Source organism: Clostridium sp. (assembly GCF_050717545.1).
In the GTDB taxonomy this organism is placed as follows: Bacteria; Bacillota; Clostridia; order Clostridiales; family Clostridiaceae; genus Clostridium_AD.
On sequence record NZ_JBOITN010000030.1, the window covers coordinates 1 to 24,053 of the forward strand.

The 24,053-nt window shown below is 30.0% G+C and carries 18 protein-coding genes and 1 pseudogene; 7 read left to right on the forward strand and 12 right to left on the reverse strand.

Translation table 11 applies throughout. The annotated features are described in order from the left end of the window. Positions 1–133: 133 nt before the first annotated feature. The 3 genes from ACREVX_RS07850 to ACREVX_RS07860 all read left to right on the forward strand — a co-directional run bounded on the left by ACREVX_RS07850 (position 134) and on the right by ACREVX_RS07860 (position 2,894). A complete protein-coding gene (locus ACREVX_RS07850; protein WP_431543622.1) occupies positions 134–499 on the forward strand; it encodes a DUF1667 domain-containing protein in 366 nt (121 codons plus the stop codon). Positions 500–618: 119 nt separating this feature from the next. After that, positions 619–2,112, forward strand: coding sequence for a glycerol kinase GlpK (gene glpK / locus ACREVX_RS07855; protein ID WP_431543623.1), 1,494 nt, complete (start codon positions 619–621; stop codon positions 2,110–2,112). A 77-nt stretch (positions 2,113–2,189) separates the two neighbouring features. After that, positions 2,190–2,894, forward strand: coding sequence for an MIP/aquaporin family protein (locus tag ACREVX_RS07860; protein ID WP_431543624.1), 705 nt, complete (start codon positions 2,190–2,192; stop codon positions 2,892–2,894). Positions 2,895–3,051: 157 nt separating this feature from the next. Here the strand turns inward: ACREVX_RS07860 and ACREVX_RS07865 are convergent, their stop codons facing one another. Next, positions 3,052–3,945, reverse strand: coding sequence for a hypothetical protein (locus ACREVX_RS07865; protein ID WP_431543625.1), 894 nt, complete (start codon positions 3,943–3,945; stop codon positions 3,052–3,054). Between the two features lie 611 nt (positions 3,946–4,556). Beyond that, positions 4,557–5,006: a CBO0543 family protein gene (locus tag ACREVX_RS07870; protein ID WP_431543626.1), complete on the reverse strand. Its 450-nt coding sequence runs from the start codon at positions 5,004–5,006 to the stop codon at positions 4,557–4,559. A gap of 297 nt (positions 5,007–5,303) precedes the next feature. On the opposite strand from ACREVX_RS07870, the gene ACREVX_RS07875 reads away from it, so the two are divergent. Next, positions 5,304–6,737, forward strand: coding sequence for a DDE-type integrase/transposase/recombinase (locus ACREVX_RS07875; protein ID WP_431543627.1), 1,434 nt, complete (start codon positions 5,304–5,306; stop codon positions 6,735–6,737). A 799-nt stretch (positions 6,738–7,536) separates the two neighbouring features. On the opposite strand, the pseudogene ACREVX_RS07880 reads toward ACREVX_RS07875, so the two are convergent. After that, positions 7,537–7,872, reverse strand: a pseudogene (locus tag ACREVX_RS07880) (sporulation initiation factor Spo0A C-terminal domain-containing protein); the annotation flags it as partial. Between the two features lie 441 nt (positions 7,873–8,313). On the opposite strand from ACREVX_RS07880, the gene ACREVX_RS07885 reads away from it, so the two are divergent. Together ACREVX_RS07885 and ACREVX_RS07890 are read left to right on the forward strand one after the other, a co-directional pair. Further along, complete coding sequence (locus ACREVX_RS07885; protein ID WP_431543628.1) at positions 8,314–8,532, forward strand: hypothetical protein; 219 nt, start codon at positions 8,314–8,316, stop codon at positions 8,530–8,532. 476 nt (positions 8,533–9,008) lie between these two features. Continuing rightward, positions 9,009–10,238, forward strand: coding sequence for a hypothetical protein (locus ACREVX_RS07890; protein ID WP_431543629.1), 1,230 nt, complete (start codon positions 9,009–9,011; stop codon positions 10,236–10,238). Between the two features lie 397 nt (positions 10,239–10,635). On the opposite strand, the gene ACREVX_RS07895 is transcribed toward ACREVX_RS07890, so the two are convergent. The 5 genes from ACREVX_RS07895 to ACREVX_RS07915 form a co-directional block, all read right to left on the reverse strand. Continuing rightward, a complete protein-coding gene (locus tag ACREVX_RS07895) occupies positions 10,636–11,577 on the reverse strand; it encodes a nucleotidyl transferase AbiEii/AbiGii toxin family protein (RefSeq protein WP_431543630.1) in 942 nt (313 codons plus the stop codon). Beyond that, positions 11,574–12,179, reverse strand: a complete 606-nt coding sequence (locus ACREVX_RS07900) for a type IV toxin-antitoxin system AbiEi family antitoxin domain-containing protein (protein WP_431543631.1) — start codon at positions 12,177–12,179, stop codon at positions 11,574–11,576. The genes ACREVX_RS07895 and ACREVX_RS07900 overlap by 4 nt, the downstream gene beginning before the upstream one ends. Positions 12,180–12,978: 799 nt before the next feature. Further along, positions 12,979–13,752 (reverse strand): hypothetical protein, encoded by a 774-nt coding sequence (locus tag ACREVX_RS07905; protein WP_431543632.1) that lies wholly within the window; start codon positions 13,750–13,752, stop codon positions 12,979–12,981. Between the two features lie 2 nt (positions 13,753–13,754). Further along, positions 13,755–14,675 (reverse strand): DUF4747 family protein, encoded by a 921-nt coding sequence (locus ACREVX_RS07910; RefSeq protein ID WP_431543633.1) that lies wholly within the window; start codon positions 14,673–14,675, stop codon positions 13,755–13,757. A gap of 21 nt (positions 14,676–14,696) precedes the next feature. Continuing rightward, positions 14,697–15,416, reverse strand: coding sequence for a hypothetical protein (locus ACREVX_RS07915; RefSeq protein ID WP_431543634.1), 720 nt, complete (start codon positions 15,414–15,416; stop codon positions 14,697–14,699). 212 nt (positions 15,417–15,628) lie between these two features. Between ACREVX_RS07915 and ACREVX_RS07920 the strand changes: the two genes are divergently transcribed. Continuing rightward, positions 15,629–15,829 (forward strand): hypothetical protein, encoded by a 201-nt coding sequence (locus ACREVX_RS07920; protein WP_431543635.1) that lies wholly within the window; start codon positions 15,629–15,631, stop codon positions 15,827–15,829. Between the two features lie 328 nt (positions 15,830–16,157). Here the strand turns inward: ACREVX_RS07920 and ACREVX_RS07925 are convergent, their stop codons facing one another. The 4 genes from ACREVX_RS07925 to ACREVX_RS07940 form a co-directional block, all read right to left on the reverse strand. Then, positions 16,158–18,917: a DEAD/DEAH box helicase gene (locus tag ACREVX_RS07925; RefSeq protein ID WP_431543636.1), complete on the reverse strand. Its 2,760-nt coding sequence runs from the start codon at positions 18,915–18,917 to the stop codon at positions 16,158–16,160. After that, the gene (locus ACREVX_RS07930) at positions 18,910–20,493 is read right to left on the reverse strand and encodes a site-specific DNA-methyltransferase (protein ID WP_431543637.1); all 1,584 of its coding nucleotides are present in this window, start codon (positions 20,491–20,493) and stop codon (positions 18,910–18,912) included. The genes ACREVX_RS07925 and ACREVX_RS07930 overlap by 8 nt, the downstream gene beginning before the upstream one ends. Positions 20,494–20,558: 65 nt before the next feature. Next, entirely contained in the window at positions 20,559–23,411 is a 2,853-nt protein-coding gene (locus ACREVX_RS07935) for an SNF2-related protein (RefSeq protein ID WP_431543638.1), read from the reverse strand. Further along, the gene (locus ACREVX_RS07940; protein WP_431543639.1) at positions 23,404–23,607 is read right to left on the reverse strand and encodes a DNA-binding protein; all 204 of its coding nucleotides are present in this window, start codon (positions 23,605–23,607) and stop codon (positions 23,404–23,406) included. Before ACREVX_RS07940 ends, ACREVX_RS07935 begins: the two co-directional genes overlap by 8 nt. Positions 23,608–24,053 lie beyond the last annotated feature (446 nt).

Consider the following 24,053-nt stretch of genomic DNA (forward strand, 5'->3'; position numbering starts at 1 on the left):
TCGCGAAATGCATTTAAAGAAGAAAATACTAACCCCTGGTGAAATGGAAAGCGTTAAACTTACTAAAGCAATTTTTGATAAATATAGTGACTGCACTAAAATTACTATAAAAGTAGAAAAGGAGTAGTGAATTATGAGTAGGCGAGAATTAACATGCATAGGTTGTCCAATAGGTTGCGCTCTTATAGTAGAACTTGAAGGAGAAAAAGTTATAAGTGTATCCGGGAATACTTGTAAGCTTGGTGAAAACTATGGCAAGAAGGAATGTACTAATCCTACAAGAATTGTTACTTCCTCTATTTTAGTGACCGGTGGTAAAAGTGAGATACTTTCTGTAAAAACAGAGAAAGATATTCCAAAAAATTTGATTTATGACTGCGTAGGAGAATTGAAAAATATTGTAATAAAAGCTCCCGTCCATATTGGGGATGTTGTGCTAAAAAACGTACTTAACACAGGCGTAAATATTATAGCAACTAAGGATATTGAAAAAGTATAGTGCCACCCAAGTGGCAAATTAATTAAGGATAAAATCGCGGTATTAACTAATTTATTACCGTGTTTCTATAAATTAAACGTAAACGGTTACTAATAAAATCATGAAGGAGTGTAAAATTTATGACTAAGTATGTAATGGCACTAGACCAAGGAACAACAAGTTCGAGATGTATTCTGTTTAACAAAGAAGGACTAATTGTAAGTCAAGCTCAAAAGGAATTTAAGCAAATATATCCGAATCCAGGCTGGGTTGAGCATGATCCTATGGAAATCTGGGCTACTCAATTAGGTATGGCTCAAGAAGCTATGGCTAAGATCAATGTAACTGCAAAAGATATTTCTGCTATTGGTATAACTAATCAAAGAGAAACTACACTTGTTTGGGATAAATACACTGGAGTTCCTGTATATAATGCAATTGTTTGGCAGTGTAGAAGAACTGCTGGCACCTGTGATGAATTAAAAGCTACTGGTTTTGATAAAGTAGTAAGAGACAAAACTGGACTTATCCTTGATGCTTATTTTTCTGCAACAAAGGTTAAATGGATACTCGACAATGTTGCTGGAGCTCGCAGCGAAGCTGAAAAAGGGAATTTAATATTTGGTACTGTTGATACATGGTTAATTTGGAAATTAACTGCTGGTAAAGTTCATGTAACAGATTATACAAATGCATCTAGAACAATGTTATATAACATACATGAATTAAAATGGGATGATGAAATACTTAAAACTTTAGACATACCTAAATCGATGCTTGCAGAAGTAAAACCATCTAGTTGTGTTTATGGATATACTGACGATACAATATTTGGTTCTCCGATAGCTATAGCTGGCGCAGCAGGAGATCAACAAGCTGCATTGTTTGGTCAAACTTGTTATCAAGCTGGAACAGCTAAAAATACTTATGGTACTGGTTGCTTCTTATTAATGAACACTGGCGAAAAAGCAGTGGAGTCTCACAATGGCTTACTTACAACTATAGCTTATGGTATTAATGGTAAAGTCAATTATGCTCTTGAGGGAAGTGTATTCGTTGCAGGTGCAACTATTCAATGGTTAAGAGACGAATTAAGAATGATTAAAAGCGCTCCTGACTCAGAAGAATATGCTACAGCTGTTGAAGATACAGATGGAGTATATATGGTACCAGCTTTTGTTGGACTTGGTGCACCATATTGGGATCCATATGCAAGAGGAACAATAGTTGGATTAACTCGTGGAACTAAGAAAGAACACTTTATAAGAGCAGCACTTGAGTCTCTTGCTTATCAAACAAATGATGTATTAAAAGCTATGCAAGAAGATTCTGGTATAACTCTTAAAGCTTTAAAAGTTGATGGTGGAGCATGTGCTAATAACTTCTTAATGCAATTTCAGTCAGATATATTAGATGTTCAAGTTGATAGACCAGAAGTAATTGAAACAACAGCTTTAGGTGCTGCATATTTAGCAGGACTCGCAGTTGGATACTGGAAGGATCAAGAAGAAATTTCGAAAAATTGGGCACTTTCAAGATCTTTTGAGTCAAAAATGGAAGAAGAAAAGAGAGTAGAACTTTTAAAAGGATGGCATAAGGCTGTTGGAAGATCAAGAGACTGGGAAGAAAAATAACTAAATGTAATTAGAGAAGTAGAATGAATTTTACATTTTACTTCTTTATAAAATAATTTATATGGAGGTATAATAATATGTTAATATACTATGCAGAGTTTTTCGGAACAATGTTACTTATTCTTCTTGGTGATGGTGTAGTTGCAAATGTAGTTCTAAATAAGACAAAAGGAAATAATTCTGGTTGGATAGTTATTTGTTTTGGTTGGGCATTTGCTGTTGGTATTCCAGCTTACATCTTTACAGTAAGCGGAGCTTCTTTCAATCCTGCACTTACTATAGCCTTAGCTGTAATTGGAAAACTATCTTGGTCAGTGGTACCTGGTTATATTATAGCAGAGATGCTTGGAGGTATAGTAGGTGGAGTCCTTGTTTGGTTAATGTATTACCCTCATTGGGCAGTTACAGATGATAAAGCAGGAAAACTTGCTGTATTCTGTACAGCACCAGCAATTAGACATACACCATCAAACTTTTTATCAGAATTTATTGGCACATTTGTATTAGTATTTACTTTATTAGGAGTTTCCCAAACAGAATTATCTCCTGGATTTGGGCCACTTATCGCTGCATTTATTATTTTAGTAATAGGTTTATCTTTAGGTGGACCAACTGGATATGCTATCAATCCAGCTAGAGATTTAGGACCTAGAATAGCTCATGCTATATTACCAATAGCCGGCAAAGGCGATTCTGATTGGGGATACGCATGGATACCAGTAGTAGCTACAATTTGCGGTGGCGTCGTAGGCGCGCTAGCAGTAGTTGCTCTCTTTGGTTAGATTACAGTTTGAATTTTATTAATTAATAATAAAATAAATATTAATAGAATGATTTAATAAAATAAAAACATCCAATATAAAATTGGGTGTTTTTATTTTATTAAATTAATTTATATATAATATTAATCAAAACAAAGTGTGTAAAAGCATTAGCTATTTATTTCTTTTCAATAACAATATCTTCATTTTCAATCTTTTTTCTATCCATTTCCAAAATCATATTTTTGAATTTTTCAGTTGCTTCCTCTTTTTCTCTTAGTAATTTATTAATTCTGTCATTAAATCCTTCTTGTAATTCTTGCATACTAATTTGTTGTTGCTCTCTTAATCTTAAAACTTCTTTTCCAACTTCAAAACCTGTTCTTTCCTTTTGAAGCTCAATATCCTGTTTAGATTTAATTTCTAGTTCATCTATTTTGTTTTTATTTATTTGATCTAACTCATCTATCTCTTTAATTAATTTATCTCTTTTATCCTTTATATTTAGCAAGTCATTCTTAAGTTGCATATTCTCATTTATTGAGAGGGTATGATCTGTTTTAAGTTTTACAATCTCATCTTTATATTTAATATACATCTCATTAACCTGAGTTAGATTTATTATCTTTTCATTTTGCATATTATTAAATGTTTTAAGGCTCTTAATATTTTCTTGTAGTTCTTTATGTGCATTTTTAACATCATACAGTTCTTTTCCTAGTGAGATTACTTTTTTATTTTCCTCTTTGATTAAAATGATTTCTTCTTTTAATTCTTGAACCTCTGTATTCTTATTTACTAACTCATTTCTATGTACATTTTTAACCTCTAAAGTTTTAACATTATTTCTTTCTACTATATTTATATATATATCAGCTATTCTACTGGTTATTGTTTGTAACTCTTTTATATCTTCGGACATATTACTATCCTCTTCTCTTGCTCTATTCAATTCATAGTATTTAACGACTTGCTCCATCAATTCCTTATTGTTTATTCCTTCATTTTGAGCTAATTCATTAAATTTTTGTTTTAACTCATCACTTATTCTTACGCTTAATATTGCATCCATTTAGTAAATCCCCTTTTAGCACCGTATTTTCTAGATTGTGAACTTATATATTTGAATTTTTTCATAACTCAATGCCGACTATACTTCTGAGCATTAGCTAGTGAAAATTACTACCATACACAGTATAAATCCTATGATAATTATGTTCAATGATATTTTATTGATTTATTTTTTTATCTAAACTGATAATATTTTTTTGCTTTAGAAATAAAGCTTTAATGTAAACACTCGTAAACAACTGTTTACATTAACATTATGCATGTATACATAATGTAAACAATTAAAGTATACCATATAATTTATAAAAAAGTATATAATTTAAGTGAAAAGCGTAGTTTAAATCAAAAAACAAAACCATTCAATATAACTTTTATTATATTGAATGGTTTTACTAGTAATTATAATGATAATTTATATGAATTAGTAATTAAATAATATATTAATCAATGGGAACTTATTAAGAATAGTTATAGAGGGTTAAAAAATTTCACGTTCAAAAAGAGTGAGGTAAACCTAAGTTATAAAGAGGCAGTCCACGCTGATGAATTGGGCTTAGATTTTATTGGAACTACGGATTGTTTAATATAATTTCATCCTGAATAATTATTTCATTAAAATACTTTAAGGTCTCTCATTTTTATGTAGAACCAGTATACTAGTAAATATGGAATAAGATATGATAAAAACGTCCATCCTATATTCCATCCATTTCTATAGGAAACTACATTAAATAGAACCCCTAAATACTCAAGTATAGTTGTAATTACTGTAAAAAACATAATAATAAAATAAGCGTTTATCATGTTTTTTGTAATATAGTAAATCATGTAACACCCCAAGATAGAAAATAACCCTAGTTGTACAGATAAAGAAGTATAGTCATCATTAATGTTGAAAGGTGCTAAGCTCCAGAATTCAAGATGAAAGCATTCGTCTACAGTATATGCCAGCATTGAAGCAAAAGGCGCAATAATTAATACTATTTTTTTATCTTTAAAATAAAGGATTATTCCGAATACCCACGGGATTATAAAACCTACTAATATATTTAAAATCATCAAACCAAACTACACCCTCTTTTTAGTTTTTAGGTTATGTCATTAATTATTTGTTGAGATTAACTATATTATCCCCAATGTAACAACTTTAAGTCATTAAAAATAGCTTAACGTGATAATCTACTAAAAACGTCCCCTTTACTTTTATCGATAGTGTAAACACTATCTTTGTTTTATTTATTTAAAACCCTGCTATTGCAAGGATTGTAGCTACTTTTAACAAAAAAAGCAATGACCCCCCTCTTTCTGGTATAATTGTTGTATCTAACCCAACAAAAATTCCCGAAAGAAGGTGTCATTGTGAGTCCAATTATAACAATGTTAGTTACATATAATCAAGTATTACTTTCTCAAATCAAACAATTACTTATTTTTATTGCTAAAAATATACCGCTAAAAGTTCCGAAATACGATATGACAAGTCCTAAATATAAAAAGCTTACTGTAGATAAATTACCAATTATTAAGACTTTTAAAAAACTTGATTACAGGCAACTCTTAGATGAATATAAAACCACTCATGGTAAGGATAAAAAGCCTGTCAATTCTCGTCGTAATCATCCTATATCACCTGATACTGTATGCCCTCAATGTGGCGCCCCGCACACATATATCTACGATAACGCGGGTGGTCGCGGGCAACTTTGGTGCAAAGTTTGCGATCTACATTTCAACAAAAACAAGGTTGATTTGAAGAGTGAGAAACTCATTTGCCCATTTTGTGGACATGCCCTAAGTAAGAAGAAGGACCGTAAAAATTTTTTTATCCATAAATGCGTTAATAAAAAATGTAGTTTTTACCTTCACTCTCTTGCAAATCTTTCTCTTGAAGACATTAAAGAATATAAGAAGGATAAACACAAATTTAAGTTGCATTATATTTACAGGGAGTTTACCACAAATTATTTTGATGTGGATTTATCCTCTATGCCAAAGGGTGCTATCAGCCTAAATTTCAGGAATTTTTCACCTCATGTAATGGGGCTTTGCCTGACATACAACGTTAATTTAGGACTATCTACACGCCATACGGCGCGGGCTCTTTGGGATATACACGGGGTTAAAATATCTCATGTAATGGTTAGTAGATATGCCGTTACAGCTGGCGCTTTAGTTAAAACCTTTGTGGATAGTTATGACTATAAGCCAACTAACTATCTAGCTGCTGACGAAACATATACTAAAGTTAAAGGAGTACATCAATATGTCTGGATTGTAATGGACGCCATTAAAAAATCAATTCTAGGATACCAAGCGTCTTTTAGCCGCGATACCGGCCCTTGTATTTTAACTATGCGTATGGCATTTAATAAGTTTAAAAAGTTCCCTGGCAAGTCACTTAAATTTGTTGCTGACGGTTATACCGCATATAAACTTGCGCAGCAACAGTTTAACCTTAAGGGCTTTGACTTCGATGTAATCCAAGTAATCGGGCTTACTAATGTCGATCCTATTTCAACTGAATATCGTTGGCTTAAACAAATAATAGAGCGTCTCAACAGAACATTTAAATTCTCCTATAGGGTTACAAATGGCTTTGGTAGTGAAGAAGGATCGAATACACATTTAACCCTATTCGTAGCTTATTACAATTTTCTTCGACCCCACTCCTACGCTTATTGGGCACCATTAAACTCCATCCCTGAGCTTGAAAATATTTCTACTATGCCAGGAAAATGGCAAAAACTAATTGAACTTTCACAACGGCTTATAATAGAAAAACAAGTTGTATAGGTGAATTTATCTTTTAACATAATTAAATTTTCCTTACCCGGCAGGGTTCCATAAAAAAGGAGCAATCTGAACAGGTATATTTTTGCTGCCTTTTTTTATTAATATAGAACAAAATCTTTAAATAATACACTTACTTGGAGATACTCTTAGTACTATTTTCTATAGCTAAAGAATATTTTAAGTTTCCAACCTAGAATTTATATCCTAATTTTACCAACATGTGTTTTTTCATAGGTTAGTTAACACTATCCTTTTATCAGTATCATTTGTAATGTTAATATTCACTCCTTATAAATCGCAGTCTAAGCCCTTTTTTAGTTTATAATCATTCCCAAGAATCAGGCACCTCACAGAGCTTGGAAGCTAAACTGACAAGCTCTGTTCATAAGTTTTACTTTAACTAATTTGTTCCAAGTATACTAAAAATATAATGTCATGTTATGGGGAAATAAAAATATATTAAAATACAACATCTTATGGTAATATGTTACAGTTGATTATAATATGTTGGCACACTACATAAAATATTATTTTATGTAATGAAATTAAATTTTACTTTAATATCTTTTCTTAATAAATTAAATAGAGTAAAATTCTTCTGAGGAGAGAGGGTAATTATGATTTACACCGTCATCCATTATTTTCTTATACAAATTTTCTGAAATTATCATAATATTTTCACCCCAAATTGTGTTTGGCACCTAGAAACAACTCGCTCAAACATTAAACTGACATACATAAGAGTAACAATGAGAGTAAAGGATAGTTATATGGGTATGGGTTTATTATCTAAAACCAATTAGATAGCCCTATTTTCTAATCTTAACTTGTCAGATACCATTGCTATAAATTCCAAATTAGTAGGCCTTCCGTCTTCATTTTTAATAGTATAACCGAAAATCTTATTAATAGTTTCTAATCGTCCTCTACTCCATGCAACATCTATTGCATGTCTTATTGCTCTCTCTACGCTACTAGCAGTAGCGTAGAATTCTTTACCTATTGATGGATATAATACTTTTGTAATGCTTGATAGAAGTCCAGGATCACTCACTACCCTATTTATTGCTTCCCTTAAATACATACAATCTTTTATATGTGCAGGCACTCCAATTTCATGAATAATATTAGTTATTTGTTCAATCATATCAACTGGTTGACCAATATTGATTTAAACTAACATACATGGGTAGCTACTATTGCTGCTCATTTTTTTATAGAAAAGTAGTCTACCGGCTAAAAAAAATCTTAGTAATAAACTGATTTTTTCTTATTGATAAAATGATTTTATAGGGATAATCTGACGTAAATTATCTACTAGTAATATAAATAAAGTGACGTTTCAAGTAGTTATAATTTGACGTTTAACAATCAACTGATAGGTGGTATACCCCATTCAAGATAACGTTTATTATATTGTATGGCTTAAAAGCACAAAACTCTTTATGTGAAATATATGTAATCTATAGTATAATTAGTGAAATGAGCTGATTTGAGCTTTCTAGAATATCGTTTATTAAACACCATGAATTAATAACATGATACGTTTTTAGTTGAAAAGGGGGCGCCACCACACATGATATACAAACTTAGATATTTAATCATAGCAATTGCATTTTTTATTTTATTAAAATTGATTGTGCCAATTTCTCAATTTATGAATTGGTATATAGCAAAAGAAAGTCAAGATTTAGTGGTAATTATTGTTGGTTCATTAGCTATTATTTTTTCATTACTGGCAGTAGTTTTTGGCATTAAAGAAAATTACAGTCGATGGATTCGTGAAGATAAGTAAAAAAAGTGAATAAAAGTAGTGTATCTCTCAATTAGACACCGTTTATACAGTGAAAATAGTGTATATCAACATATATAAATGAACCAATGAGGGTATAGGATAGTTATAAAGAACAATAAAATGTCGTGAAAATTTCCATTTCACGATATTATTTATTTTTTGATTCCTTTACAATATGTGTATATGTCCCATTTATTCCCATATATTATTTGCATTATTAATAGTATACTTAAGTAAATATTTTGTTTCACAGTAGTTAGATAGTTTTACTAATAGTATTGGGGGAGTTGTTGTAAACAAATGAAAAAACTAATTACAATTAATTTTAAATTATGCGGTTATTTGATATAAAATGTGTAGTTGATTTTGCAAAAAAATAGATACAAAATAATAGATTTGAATAACACATATTTTTTTTACGTAAACTGAGGATAAATTAAATTAGTATAAATATATATAAGGGAGCGATTGAAAAAATGAGTAATATATTTAGAAAGCATAAATTTTTAGTTATCTTTACTTTATTCACTACTTTGGCTATAGGGTGTAGTCCTAAACAACCTGCTAGTGAAAAATCAACTAATAACAATAAAAGTTCTGATATTATATCAAGCAAAGAAAAAACTGAAAAAGATACAAGTCACAAAATTAATTCAGGGTTATTAATAGGGCTATCAAAAGAAAATGAAATAAATGATATAAAAAGAATACCAAATGATTACAGAACATTATGGATCTATGAAGATAATGAAAAGATCACTTGTAAACAGAAAGAAAACGAGATAATTGCACCGTACAAAGATAGCTTTTACAAAATCGGTAATAACAAATTTATTATGTCAGACCCAATTAGTGATTCAGAAAATCAACCAGATGATATTTATAATGAATTCTATACATATTATAATTTTTCAAATATAGTTTCGCATCCTGCTAGTAAATCTATGAGTGATTTATTTACACCTGACACTTTCAGGAAGAAATATCTTAATCAAGAGGAAGGGTATCTAGGCGGTTTTTATATATTGCAAACACAATGGCTTTACTATGTAGGAAATAACTATGCTTCTATTATGACTAGTAATTTTGATACAGGTGGTGGATCTTATAAAAAATCATATGATGATTTTAAAATATATGAAATAGGGAATTTATCAGATTTAGATGGGATTGATAAATCCAAAACACTTTTTAATTTGTTAGATAAAAGCGAGCAACTAAAAATCAAAGGATATTCCCAAAAATATAATAAAAATATTAGTTCAGATGAGCTCCTCAGGGTAGATCAACTTATAGATAGTAATAATCTCCAGTTATTTAGAAAGGAGGGCAAATGGCAAGTCTCTATTCCACTGTTGAATATATACCACCATAGTGGAAACGGCTCTAGCGGAAGAAGTGTAGAAAAATATATTAATACTGATATCAAACTACCAACTAAAATAACATCGTATGATAGTTTATGTATTGAATGGGATGAGATAAAGCAAAAAATACCTCAAGCTAAAGATGCAGTATCATCACCTAATAATGATATGTTAGCAGTTTTAACTCCTACTAAATTACTGATTTTTACGAGTCCTAAACTTGGAATTGATAAACCATCATTAAGCATTGATGTTGATGAAAATGAAAGCATAATCCTAAATCAATGGGCTACAGACGAATATGTTGATAAATGGACTAAACTTATAATAGAATATTAAAAAATATTAATTTTCAATTCTTGTATCAGCAAGAAAGAATAATCGAAAATTAAAGACTACTATTTGCAGAAGGAGAAAAACCTTCTGCTTTAGTGTATTATTAGCTGTTACCATATTATATTAAAACGTTCGTTTAAAGTCCATATTGTAAATGACCGTTTTATATGTATATTCCCCACCATATAATGCCACTTTGAAGGCTATTAGTTCACGTTCGTCTGCGGTATACTCTAAACGAACTACTTAACACCTGTTTATTTTTGGTATAATCTATAATCATAAAAAAATAACAAGCACCACCAATCATTGAGGTACTTGCATTTGTTATGGTGCGTCGGACAGGAGTTAATTTTAAACTATAAGGGCATAATCCCACTTCCCATTTAAATCAGAACAGCTATTTTATTTTCTCAATATTATTTTTAAACTTACCCCACTGCTTCCTATCATGGTCCCAAAACTCGATAAATTCTTCTTCCTGAACAATTACATCATAAATAGGTTTAAGAAATATTATAATTTCTCTCATAACTTCATCAAACTCAATATTGTCAGAGTTTATCTTTCTTAAAAAAGCTTTCCACATTTTAATTCTATTCTCATCTTTCATAAAGTCTTCTGTGAAAATAATATTTTCTCTTTCAATCGCCGTGTGCCTCGTTTTCAATGTTTCACCTACAGCCTCCTGCAACTTCCTTCCATCAAAACTATTATTATTTAAAAGAGTAAATATATCATAGAAATCTTTCATTCTACTATTAATTACTGATAATGAAATCATAGCTTGAAACTTTTCTGAAATAATGGATTCTAAAGAATATACTTTTATTACTGGTGCTTTCATATCAAGTAAGATTGGACATTCCATCATTTGTGGCTTTGGAACAACAACATCACCAAACCCGATATCTAGTTGTAGCACCTTTTTCGCATTACCTAAAAAACAATTAGTTTTTACTCTTATACCGTGATAGTCTACATCTTTTTTTATCTCTTCAGCTACAATTTCATCTCCACTAAAAACTAGTCCATCAAATTCACACTGAACGTTACATATTTCTAAAAATACTTTTCTTATATTTTCTATATTATTTGATGTTTGTTCTGCTAAAAAGTCTATATCCTTAGTAGGTCTTCCCTTATACCCTGTTAACATGAATATTAATAGTCCACCCTTTAATATAAATCGCTCACAATACCTTGAAATAGACAATCTATATAATATTCTTTCTTGCATATATAATAATAATACCGAATCAAAACTTCTTTGTTCTTTTTTTGCTATAATCGAAAGTCTTGCTCTTACCGATGCAGTAATGTCTTTTATTGACTTACTCATACAAGCACCTCCAAATATTGTTTTAGTATTTTTTTTACTCTACAAACTTCAGCATATTTCATTAGTTTATTAAAGTTTCTATCTTTCCTTTTTATATACTCATTAATTGCTTCTTTCACAATATCAATTCCAATTTTATTTCTATATCTTATGCAATCACATATTGTCTTTTCGATATCATATATCTTAATTAAATGTCCATCTACTTCTATATTAGTTATACCTATATTTAGCTGTTTTTGTGAAAAATATAGAATTTTAATTGGTGGATACTCAGGTATTATAACTTTACTGCTTCTTTCTATAGCGATCTCATACTGCCAAGGGTTAATAGTTGTTAAATCATGATAAGCTAATGCAGAAGTAAGGCACAATATCCCTTTAGGGACAATTTTGAATACATCAACTAATTCAAAATTGTACTGAAAATCATAATCTACCCACTTGTATAATCCTGTTTTTATTTTTAAAATAAAACCTGATTTTTCAAGGGTACTAACATAATATCTATTTATACCCTTATTGGATATTTCTTTTGTTGTAGCATAGCCTTTATTCTTATAAAATAATTCTTTAATTTCTTGTTTTATTATTTCATTCATACTCTCACCTCTTTAACAAATATTCTTCACTTATTTTAATCTGCAGTATATGTGTTAATTTAATTATATATTATTTATAATTTTTTTTCAACATAACTTTAACAGAACTACTTCATTTATTTTTTTATGAGGTTGTTTTGTTAAAAAAATATTGTCAAAATTTATAGGATTTGCACTAGTTCTTATTGTAATAGGACGAAAGTTATTAATATAACCACCTGTCTCAACAGTCAGCGTTTTATATATACACTAAGTTATTATCTTCCTTTTAACTTAGTGTATATATAGCAAATTTCAGTTTGTATTACAATTTCAATTAAACTGTTGATATTACCAGGTTTTATTGAATTAAAGTATAATTTACGTTCCATATAGTCAATACACTTTAGAAACGTTCCAAAGATCTAATTCTAACTTATTGATACTATTCAAACTGTTGATACATGGTAATGACAATACTGTTCCATTAAGTATACATTATGATACATAATGTATACTACATTTTATTAGCTGTTAATCCTTTGAGTCTGTCCACTATAAGAGTACATAATATCAGCTTCCTGTCTATTCAATAATGCCGTTAAAATTTAACACATGAATTAATATATTATGTTCATTGACCCCTGAAGATTATTATAATAAAGCTAATCGAAATGCTAAAGTAGTATAAAGTGAAATATTATTTTATTCTACGAAAACAAGAGATAATACGAGTTTAGAGTGTCTAGTTTATTGGGTAAGGGTCAATATAGCCATAGTTCGTTATTCATTTCTATTATACTTTCATAGCTGTTCGTTTCTATCTCCTATAAAATTTGCTCATAAAATCTTTAAGTATATCTTTTTCTTCACCTTTTTCTACATGTTCAATATTATTTTCTAATTCATCCAGGAACCTTTTTTTATCTTTTTGGTCGGTTAACATTATAGTTAATAATGAATTAATTCTATTGTGATCAAACTTACTTTTTATTTCTTCTATTGTCAGGCCTTTTGATTCCTCTAGTTCATCTCTATCTCTTGAAAAATCATAGTTAATTTTAAACATACGTATGCAAGTTCCTAATAAAGAGACAGAATAAAAGATTGAAAAACTAAATAAATATGTAGCTATTAATACTAATGCGAATAAACCTTTTATATTAATAGCATAAGGAAAGTATGAACAAATATATAATAATAGAAATATAATTATTGTAATACCTATTATAAATCCTATAAAATAAAAACTAAATAATATTCCTATTAAATTAATCATTTTATCTTCCTTTTCAATCTTTTGAACTAATTTACTTCCCAAAGTCCCTGAGATTATAGCTAACCCTCCTATTGAAAAACCTAATAGCGTAACAAGCATCACCGCTATATTTGAAGTTAACACCCTAATAAGATTATTAAACTCAGAAACTGGAATAATATTATATAAATTTTTAATTAAAAATGAACTACCCAAGCTTACTACTAAGGAAATCCACACTTCATAATCTTTAATAGATATTACTTCTTTAATTTTCTTTGATTGTTTTAACAAAAAAAGAAAAGAGCTTTTATTTTCTATATCCATATTTTCCATAGTTATTCCCTCTTTAAAGCTAAAACTATAGCAGATCGTATTTGCGTTATAAATATTACTGCACGTTCTTTGAAAATTTTAGTATCGTCTTTTTCTTCATCTTTTATAACTCTTTCAAGTAGTGCTCCCTCATTTGACTTAAACACATATTTTTCGTTTTTATGATTTATACCTTCTGTAACAAAATCTCCATACCCAATTGAGCATTGAAGAAACGTACTTTGTATAAAGTCAGCTTCTGTGTCTATTCCGTAATCATTTTTTGATGAAGCATAGTAGGATACTTGCTTCTTCGTTACACCAGCTTGTCCTAATTTTTCTACATCTCTTCTTTCTAATGCCTCTAAATCGTTTCCGTTAGAATTTGGAGGAATTATATTAGCTGATATCTTATTTATTCTTTTAAATTTTTTCAATTCATCTTCTATTGAATATATATTTTTTTGAAGATATACTTCAAATTCCATTTCAGGTAGATATTCCTCAGCTAAACCTTTAATTGCTCTATTAAATTGGTTATATCCAAAATTACCCCTTGTACAAAAAGCTATTATTTCTTTTCTAATATCAAAGAAGAATAAAATGCTTGATGAATTTTCATGTGTTGTTTTTATAGATTTCTTACTTTCCTCATCATATGCTTCACCATGAATATTATATCTCCTAATTAATTTTCCCATTATATATTTCTCTTCATAATTTTTTTCTAATTCAGAAAAAATATATCTATCATCAATATACATTACTTTTTCATATGTATTATCATCTTGCTTAACGTTATTGTAAGCACGATAATTATATGTTGTATTATCATCTATTTTTTTAAACAGTTCATCTAATATTTTATCAAATGTTGTTTTTCCCCTTCTAACATCTGGTACTTTTGAATTGACATTAAACTTTGCAAAATACATAATTGCCATAGTCGGTACCCCCTATACATTTTAAAAAATCGATTTAATAATTTTATCTGTTCCATCAATTAAGTCTTCAACATTTTCTTTTGTAGGCTCTTGTTTTTTATTATGATCGCATAGATTACGTAAATCTCCCATACGTTGAATAAATCTCCACAGTTCAGTTTGGATAATTCCAGCATTTTTTAAACCATCATTATAATCACTGATGGTTGGTTCTTTTTTAGAAAGTTTTAAATTATGGTTATTACAAACTGTTTCAAAATGCTTTTCTATTATAACTCCACAAATAGCTCCAGCTGCTCTTAAAAATCCTTGTTTTAACAAGTATTTTGCACTTTCGATTTCTGAATCAAATATATCTGCTTGAACAATACTTTTTATATCAAATAGTACACTATCAATACGTTCATTAGCAGATGTTAAAATATTTAATTGTTGTAAAACTTTTAACGAAATAAATGCTCCTGGAAAACTTCCCTTTGATAAGTAATCATTTATATCTTTTTCAGGATAAGATTGATGTTTGCTTTTTTCATCTCTGTATAACACTTTAAAATCATCTAATCTATTTGGTGTAAGTTGTCTTATGGTCTCTAATGATTTAGTATACCATTGTTGATAAGTCAAATTAAGTTGTTCACTTCCCGCTTCTGCAAAACTATGAAGTTCTTTACCAGCTATAATTAAGGTTTCAATTTCTTTTCTTATTCGTTCATATTTGCTATTCACTGCATTTCCCCCCAAGTATTCTTCTAATATTAATAACCTCCTTAATTATATCATATATCGCAATTTCATCCATTATTTCTTACAAAGTTACCATACTTGCGTTTACTTCAAATCACTTTCGAATTACATAAATTGTTTAAAAAAAGATTAATTGGAGTTCTTTTTTCTTTATTCCACCTATTTTCTTATTTAACTGGAGAATCAAATACATTCCGATACTGACCTTCATGAGGTTTATCCTACAAAATAAATTTGTTAACGAAACATTCCATATTGAGAATGATTACATATTTCAACTAAATTCTTTTAAATATGAAATTATCCCACAGTATATAATAGATGAATGTAACAAGGATATTAACTTAATAGATATTGTTGAGGCCGATATTGATTTATTAGATATTGTTGCACCGTCTATATGTAGATAGTAACTTAACCAACACAAGTTCTAGTTCATTAAATTTATAGATCTCATCAGTTTTATTATTAAATTTCTTATATTGCTTTTAAAAAATCCTATAATAATAGTAACAATAGGAACTTTTTATTCTCTTCAATTTCCAATATAATGATTATGATTTGCGGTTGCCAGCAGCTATGTTCTTCATACCCCTAATACATAATTGGTGACATATATGATTAATCCTCAAATGAAACGCTTAAAAAGCTAGATCGTGGAACTATATCCATGATGTGGCTTTTTAAGCGTATGTCGGCTTTACCCGATATATATCCATAACATTACTAGAAATTTTTTTAAAAAATTTTAATGTTTCTTTCATTATTCATAACTACTTCTCCATCAAATTTGTATCTGTTTTTCATGATAAAATCAAACCCATTACTTAGTCTTACATTTTCATGCGAAATAAGTGCATACCTCCACTGTTTTCCACCATGTTTCTTATTAAATTCAGTAGCCGCTCTGCAATATTCTGTAGCTGCTTTTGCTTTTTTAACAACAACTGGATCATTAAGATTGCGAACATCCTTTGTTTCTACCATATAAATACAGTTCTTTGTTTCAACAATAAAATCGGGTTGGTATCTGCTATCACTATGCTTATCATAGTAAATATTAAACTGATTTCTACTAGGACAAAGCCACCTTTGTGGTTCATTATTACGCTCCAAAATCATTGCAAAAGTTTTTTCTGTGTTGTTCTTAAATTTATAAAGAGTATGACAGCTTTTGGTGAACCCTTTGAAAATCTTTGACTTTACCTTCTCACCAGCAATAGTTGACCTATAATCATAAATATCATCTGTTATGTATTTACCCCCAAAACTTGGAATAATCTCACAAAACGGACGCATATCTGCAGTTTTATAGTTCGTTTCTTCCTTATAAAAATGTTCGTTCATCTGTGCATAGATAGTTTCAACAATTTGTGTTCTAAATTGCACAAGTGCTTTTTTTACTTTTTCTTCATCTTTAAGATAACTCATTAGATGCTCTTTTAGCTGTTCAATTAATTCATATATAAAATCAGCATAGGTAACATAATCTATATTATCCTTTAACATTAAATGCTTTAAAATTGCATTTTCTGGTAAATCAATCTCTTTTGCATTAATAAAAGACATATCTGAATATATTGTTTTTCCATCTTCTTTAAGCTCCGTAATCATAAGTTTATCATCAATCGATGGTTGATAGTTGATAAACCTAATGTCAAGGTCAAATTTATTAAAACCTTGCACTACCTCAACTATTGGCTGAACTATTGCTTGTGGAATAGGTATAATAATATCTGTTAGTACTTGGGATACCTGTTCTACTGTTTTTTGAACACACTTTGCTATATCCTCAGCGGTTAATTTAAGCTGCGGAAATTTTTGTTGAGTTAAACCTAAAACAGAATTTATCATCATTTTTTGTATTGCTTCATCTTTAACTTCATTAATATTTTTAATAGTTTTATTTACTTCAAGAACAGTTTTATAAGCAGTATGAGAAATAAACTTTACGACCTCTTTTTTTTCATCTTTATCCACTTTTGCATCATCAGTAATATAAATGCTCATTTGCTCGGCAAATGATTCACCATAAATAAAATCATTAATCTTGGAGGATAGTTCCATTGTTTCGATTTGGTCGTCTGATTCATTTTCATTAGGATCTATAAAATAAAATCTACGTACTAAAGAATTAGGATCTTCTGCTATTTTAATAATAGCCTCGTATTTATCGTGGCTAACTATAGTAAGCCTGTCCACTTCAAGATTTCCAGTGCGTTCACCATAAGGAAGTCTCAATCCTCTACCAATTGTCTGTTCAGTCAATGTATCAGATGCTGACGTTCTAAGAGGTATAATTGTATAAAGGTTATTTACATCCCAACCCTCTTTTAGCATATTAACATGTATAACAATTTCAATTTTGTTATCAATACTTTCAAGAGATAAGAGTTGTGCAATGTTACCATCTTTTTCTGCACCCTTTTGACTTGAGTTTATTTCTATAACCTTGTTCTTATATGCTTCACTCATAAAGCTATTTGATATTACATATTCAAAAATCTGTTTTGAATGGTCAGTATCCTTTGCAACCACCAATACGAAGGGCTTTACTACCGGTTTATTGGTGGTTCTTGCATATACTTCAAGTGCAGCCTGTGTTAAAATATGTGCTGTTATGCCATCCTTTAATTTAATTCTATCTAGCTCCCATGGATCACTCTTGTACTGATCGGGATTAAAATCTTTTCTTGTTGCAACATTGGGTACTTTTATATATTTTTCATCTTTTAATGCATGAGCAAGTGAATACTCATACACTACATTTTTAAATTTAATAGTAGTAGCGCCCTTTTGAATTTGTGGAGTTGCGGTTACCTCTATACCTAAAATAGGCTTTAGTTCATTTATAACATCAAAGCTCTTGTCTGCGTGGTAATGATGACTTTCATCCATTAGAATACACAAATCATCAATTCCCACAAGATAATCAAAATAGGACTCTCCCAAAATCTCATTAAGCCTTTTAATTCTTGCAGGTTTTCCATCGTTTGTTTTGCTTTCAGAATTTAGTTTTGCAATATTAAAGATATTTATAATTACATCATTATTAATATTTGATGTTTGGGTAACATTACCATAGTTATCACCATCAATAATTCTTGGGGGAGACACAAATGCATCAAGACCCTTGAATACATATTTGGTACTACCACTATTGCTAAAGTCGGATTTTAGTTTATTATATATTGTTAAGTTAGGCGCCATAACAAAAAAATTTTTAAATCCTTTCTCATAATATAAATAAGCAATAAATGCACCCATTAGCCTTGTTTTCCCAATCCCCGTTGCAAGTGAAAAGCAAACTGACGGAAAACTTCTCTCAAAATCTGATAAGGTAGGAAATAATGCCTTTATCTTTTCAAGTTCATTTTTTAAATCAACTTCTTTTTTAAGTTGTAATGTGTCACATATAGTTTCAAATATTTCTAAACTTTCAGTTTGAGGATCTCTTAAATTTAAAGCATTATTTATCATTCGTGCATTTCTATTCATCAAAATCCACCTCACTATCAAATTTAGAAATATCAATAATGTTCATATTGTAATTACTAATACCAAAATCACATTTATTAAGTACTGCCTGTGGTATTTTTTTAATAATAATATTTTCATAGCGTCCGTCAAGTCCAATATCAAAAGCTGGGCAACAAATAAGTAAATTTTCACCATTCTTCATTTCTTCTGTAAGCTGATTTACATAGGTTGTTGTTATATATTGTGTAGTTGTAAAAATGTAACTTCCTTCATGTGCTTCCCCTTGCTTCCAAAATACATTTTCATCTGGACAATATTTATAACCACTTAGTTTTGCCATAGCAGTGGCAAGCATGTCTGCATTATAATTTTCCATATCAAAAATCCAATTATTATATTTATCCTTTTTTAAAAGGCTTGGGGCAAGTTCATAAAACTTAATGCCACCGCCACCTTTCCAATTAATAGCTTTTGATATTCCACCTTGGTCCGTTCCATCAATTACTTTTTCAAGACGTGGGATGCAATGAGTATAGCAGTGTTCACCCAGTTCAATACCAATATATTTACGATTCATTTTATGAGCTACTGCTGCTGTAGTGCCAGAACCAAGAAAAGAGTCAAGAACAAGGTCACCTTCATTAGTCCCAAGAGTTAAAATACGTTCCAAAAGACGCTCTGGTTTCGGTGTAGCAAATACATTTTCTGAATTGAATGGAATAATATCCTTTCTAGCTTCTTGATTATCACCAACTTCTGTTCTACTCCAAATTGTTTTTGAAACTGATCCTTGTTTTACCTCTGTTAAAAATCTTTTTATTGAAGGAACATTGTTACCATTTATACCGAACCAAACTCTATTGTCTACAACTAATTCATCAAATCTCTTTTTTGTAGTTCTCCAACACCTACTTGGAGGTGGATTTACTACTCTACCACTTGGTGTAGTTATTGAATAATCACATGTTGCAGTATATGTTTTTACAGATAAATCACTTGATTTCCAATCACCCCTTGGGTCATTATCTAGATTTTTATACCTGGCATCCATTTCTGGACTTCTTGGTAATAAATTAGGACGCCAAATTTCCTTATTCTTTGCATACACCATAATGAAATCATGACTATCTGAAAGCCACTTCGCATCATTTTGCGGTGAATATTTTTTCTCCCAAATTACATTATTCACGAAATTCTTTCTCCCAAAAACTTCATCACAAAGAACTTTTAAATATGCCTGTTCATCGTCATCAATACTAATCCATATACTTCCATTATCACTTAATAAATTTCTTAACATCTCAAGTCTTGGCTTCATCAAATTAAGCCAAGTACTATGTTCTAAGTTATCATCATAATGTTCAAAAGCACTTCCTGTATTATACGGTGGATCAATATATATGCACTTAACTTTGCCTGCATAATCCTGTTCTAGTCCCTTTAATGCAAGAAGATTATCACCATGAATTAACATATTTTCACTACTTTCATCACCATATGATTTATCTTTGTCATATAGTAAAATCCTTGGTTCAAGCTTTGGTTCATTACCCTTTCCAATCCATGTTAGCTCTAATTTCTGTTTATTATCCATTTTATTTCCTCTCTTTACTCTAATTAAACTTTTTGTATGTTCTCAAGTTTCTTTACACTCTGTCCTCAAATTATCTCAAATTGCACAGTAAATATTTTGTCTACTGTAACCTTCCCTTTTACTTTTTCTTGCATTTGTCGTTGCAATACTAGGTTTTCTTCATCAATTTTATCTCGCTCATCAAACATTTCCTTTTGCTTTTTTGTTCTTAATTTTGAAAGCTTGTTAATCTCAGCCTGCATAATAATCATTGTTTCCATTGAAATTGTATCAACTAAGTCATTCTTAGCCTTTTTCTTTTCACTTATTTCCCTATCTACATCAAGAAGCTCTCTCTCTAATCCAAGTTTTAAATCCTCGCTCCAATCATCAAGTTTTTTACACTCATCTATATAAAATTTTATATTTTCTTTTTCAATAACCTTTAATGTGTTGATTTTTGATTGTTCCCTATAAATATCAATATTTAATGGTGCCTTAATAATACATTGAAAGCTGTTTACAATAGGAAATTCAATAATTCGTCCAGAGATGTCACTATCAATTAGTGTCCCATCATCACAAAGAGCAGTTATCAATAAATATTCCTGCACTTCAAGAGCATCATTTGTAAGCTTGTCCAAAACAAACCACCCTGTTTTTATATTCATATTATCTATGTAACTAATTTTTCTGCCAGAATTTTTGTAATCAAAAATAACTTTACTAACCTCTAGTAACCTTTTTTTACTATTGTTTATTAATTGCTTACACAGTGGATGCTCACCTCTTAAAAAATGCTCACCTTTCTCCTCGCTATCTTTCCATTTAAGATTGTAATAGCCTTTATTATGATTGTTTCCATCGTAAAAAAATCTTGTGTTATCAATCGGTTTCACTTTATCTCCTTCCTCAGAAATAATAAAATTATAAAGCCACTTTTCATATTGAGTAACACTTTTTTTTGTGCTTAAATTTGTTGCTTTTAATAGTATTGCAACATCTTCATCAAAATTTTCAAGAATACTTTTTTTTGCACCGTTTAATCCTTGGTCAATTTTTTCTTTATGAAGTTCTTGTAGTTCATCAAAAGCTATTTTTATATCGTCTTTATTTTTACATTCTTGATAAATTATTGCTATTTGATTTTCAAAATCCATTCCCGCTTCAATTTTACCAAGCACCTCGTCAGATGAACCAAACAAGCCATCAAACAGTTTGAATTTATCCTTTAACAAATCGTGAACGCGCCTATCCGCTTCATTTTTAATATTAAGAAAATTCACAACAACAACATCATTTTTTTGCCCATATCTATGGCAACGTCCTATACGTTGTTCAATTCTTTGCGGATTCCATGGCAGATCATAATTTACTATAATAGAACAAAATTGTAGATTTATACCTTCAGCGGCCGCCTCTGTTCCTATTAAAATACTTGCACGTTCACGAAATTCCTCAACAACCGCTGCTTTTATATCTGCTTGAGTTGAACCAGAAACTATATCTTCGCCCTTATGTCGTATTACCCAACTTTTATATATATCTTTAGAACCTTTATCAGTGTTAGAACCATTTAAAAGCACAATATCGTCTCTAAACCCCTTTTCAGAAAGTAAATTAAAAATATATTCCTGAGTTCTACGTGATTCCGTAAATATTACTGCTTTTCTTTTAGCCCCAAGTCTTGTTCTTGTATCTTCCCCAAATCCTTTTTCTAATGCGGTAATTAAATTTTCACCTTTAGCATTAGTAGTTATACTTTTTGCAAGTATAGCATAACTTTTTAGTTTACTAAGTTCTATTGCTATCTTTTTCCTATTTTTCATTAAATCAATTTTTATATCATCTTCTATTAATTCACTTTCTTCAAGAAGCTCCTCGAATGTGTCATAATCATCTAACTTTAGTTCACTGTCAATTTCTAAAAGCATATTTTCAAGTCTTGAAACTAGTGAGTCTAATGTTCCCGATATTGCAAATGATGATGATGCAAGCAATTTTCTAAGTATCATCGTCATAAGCTTCCTTTGGCTGTTGGGCAGTGCATATAGCTCATCAGAACGTAAATATTCCGATACTTCATTATATAGCAATTCTTCCTCTGGAGATGGTTCATATTCTTGAAGTATGAGTTTTCGCTGGGTATATGAAACGTAATCTGTAACTTGTTTACGCAAAGTTCTTTTGCAAAACTGTCCTATACGTGCTTTTAGATTTATATTTCTAATATCTTCATTTTCAGTTTTTATAAATTGTTCTCTAAATGTTTTTACGTCTCCAAACACTTTATCATCTATTATGCTGACAAGACCATATAACTCCATAAGATTGTTTTGTAGCGGAGTTGCAGTTAGTAACAATTTACGCCTGTCTTTTAGAGCGTCTTTTAACTTGTTACTCATAACATTATTAGGTTTATATACATTTCTAAGTCTATGTGCTTCATCAATTACAACTAAATCCCACGCAACATTCGAAACCTCTTTACTCATATTTGAAATAAACTGGTAGGAACATATAACCACATGATCTTTTTGTATAAATGGATTATGCATCCCTGCTTTTTTCATTTGATTATAATTCTTTTTTTCAAGTATTTGAGACTTTATATAAAACTTTTCGTCAAGCTCTGAAAGCCACTGGTTCCGTAGTGATGCAGGGACAATAAGCAAAATTTTTCTTTTTCTCTCTGCAAAGTATTGTGCAATAGCAATCCCAGCTTCAATTGTTTTACCAAGTCCAACTTCATCAGCAAGTAATACGCCCTTAGAAACAGGAGAATTAAATGCAAATAGTGCTGCATCTATTTGATGTGGGTTTAAATCTACCTTTGCTCCTGCAAGTGAGGGTGCTAGACTTTCGATACTATTACTTGGTCTTTTTAATGTTAACTGTTCTGCGAAATAACGCGACCCATAAGGACTAAATTTATTCATTATTTCCACACACATCCTCTTCCCAATCACTACTTTTAACTCTTCCATCCTTTGGTTTCTCTGCATCTTTTGGGATTACCCACATATTACCCAGTCGGGTAGCTCCCTCTATTCTGTTTTGAACACATAATATTTGTACACGTCTTCTTGTTATTCCCCATTTATCCGCTATTTCTTGGGCGGTAATATAATTCATAAGAAAACTCCTCCCAATATTAAATACTTTCTTAATTATATTCTACATGTCGAACAATATCAAGCTATTGTGTACGCTCCGTGATATGTATAAAAACAAATAACTTAATAGATTAAGTCGTTTATAAAATTTCTTTAGACTTCCTTCAGTACTAAATTTATTAATTCAACATACAATTATCAAAAAAATTCGTGATATTATCTTAAAATACCTTATATATGGAATGTAAATCAATCATCTCTGAAGTAGTTGAAGTGTAGTCAAAAACAAATGTTTTTGTTTACATTCATAAATTCTGCAGTTTTTTTAAATACACCAGAAACCTTTGTCCACAAAAGTGCTATTTCGGTAAACATTCTGTGTGCATCATTTAGGTTTTCTATTTTTAGTGAATCATAGCTTTCTTTTAAAAAATCCCGATACCAAAAATCATGGGTTCATATAGC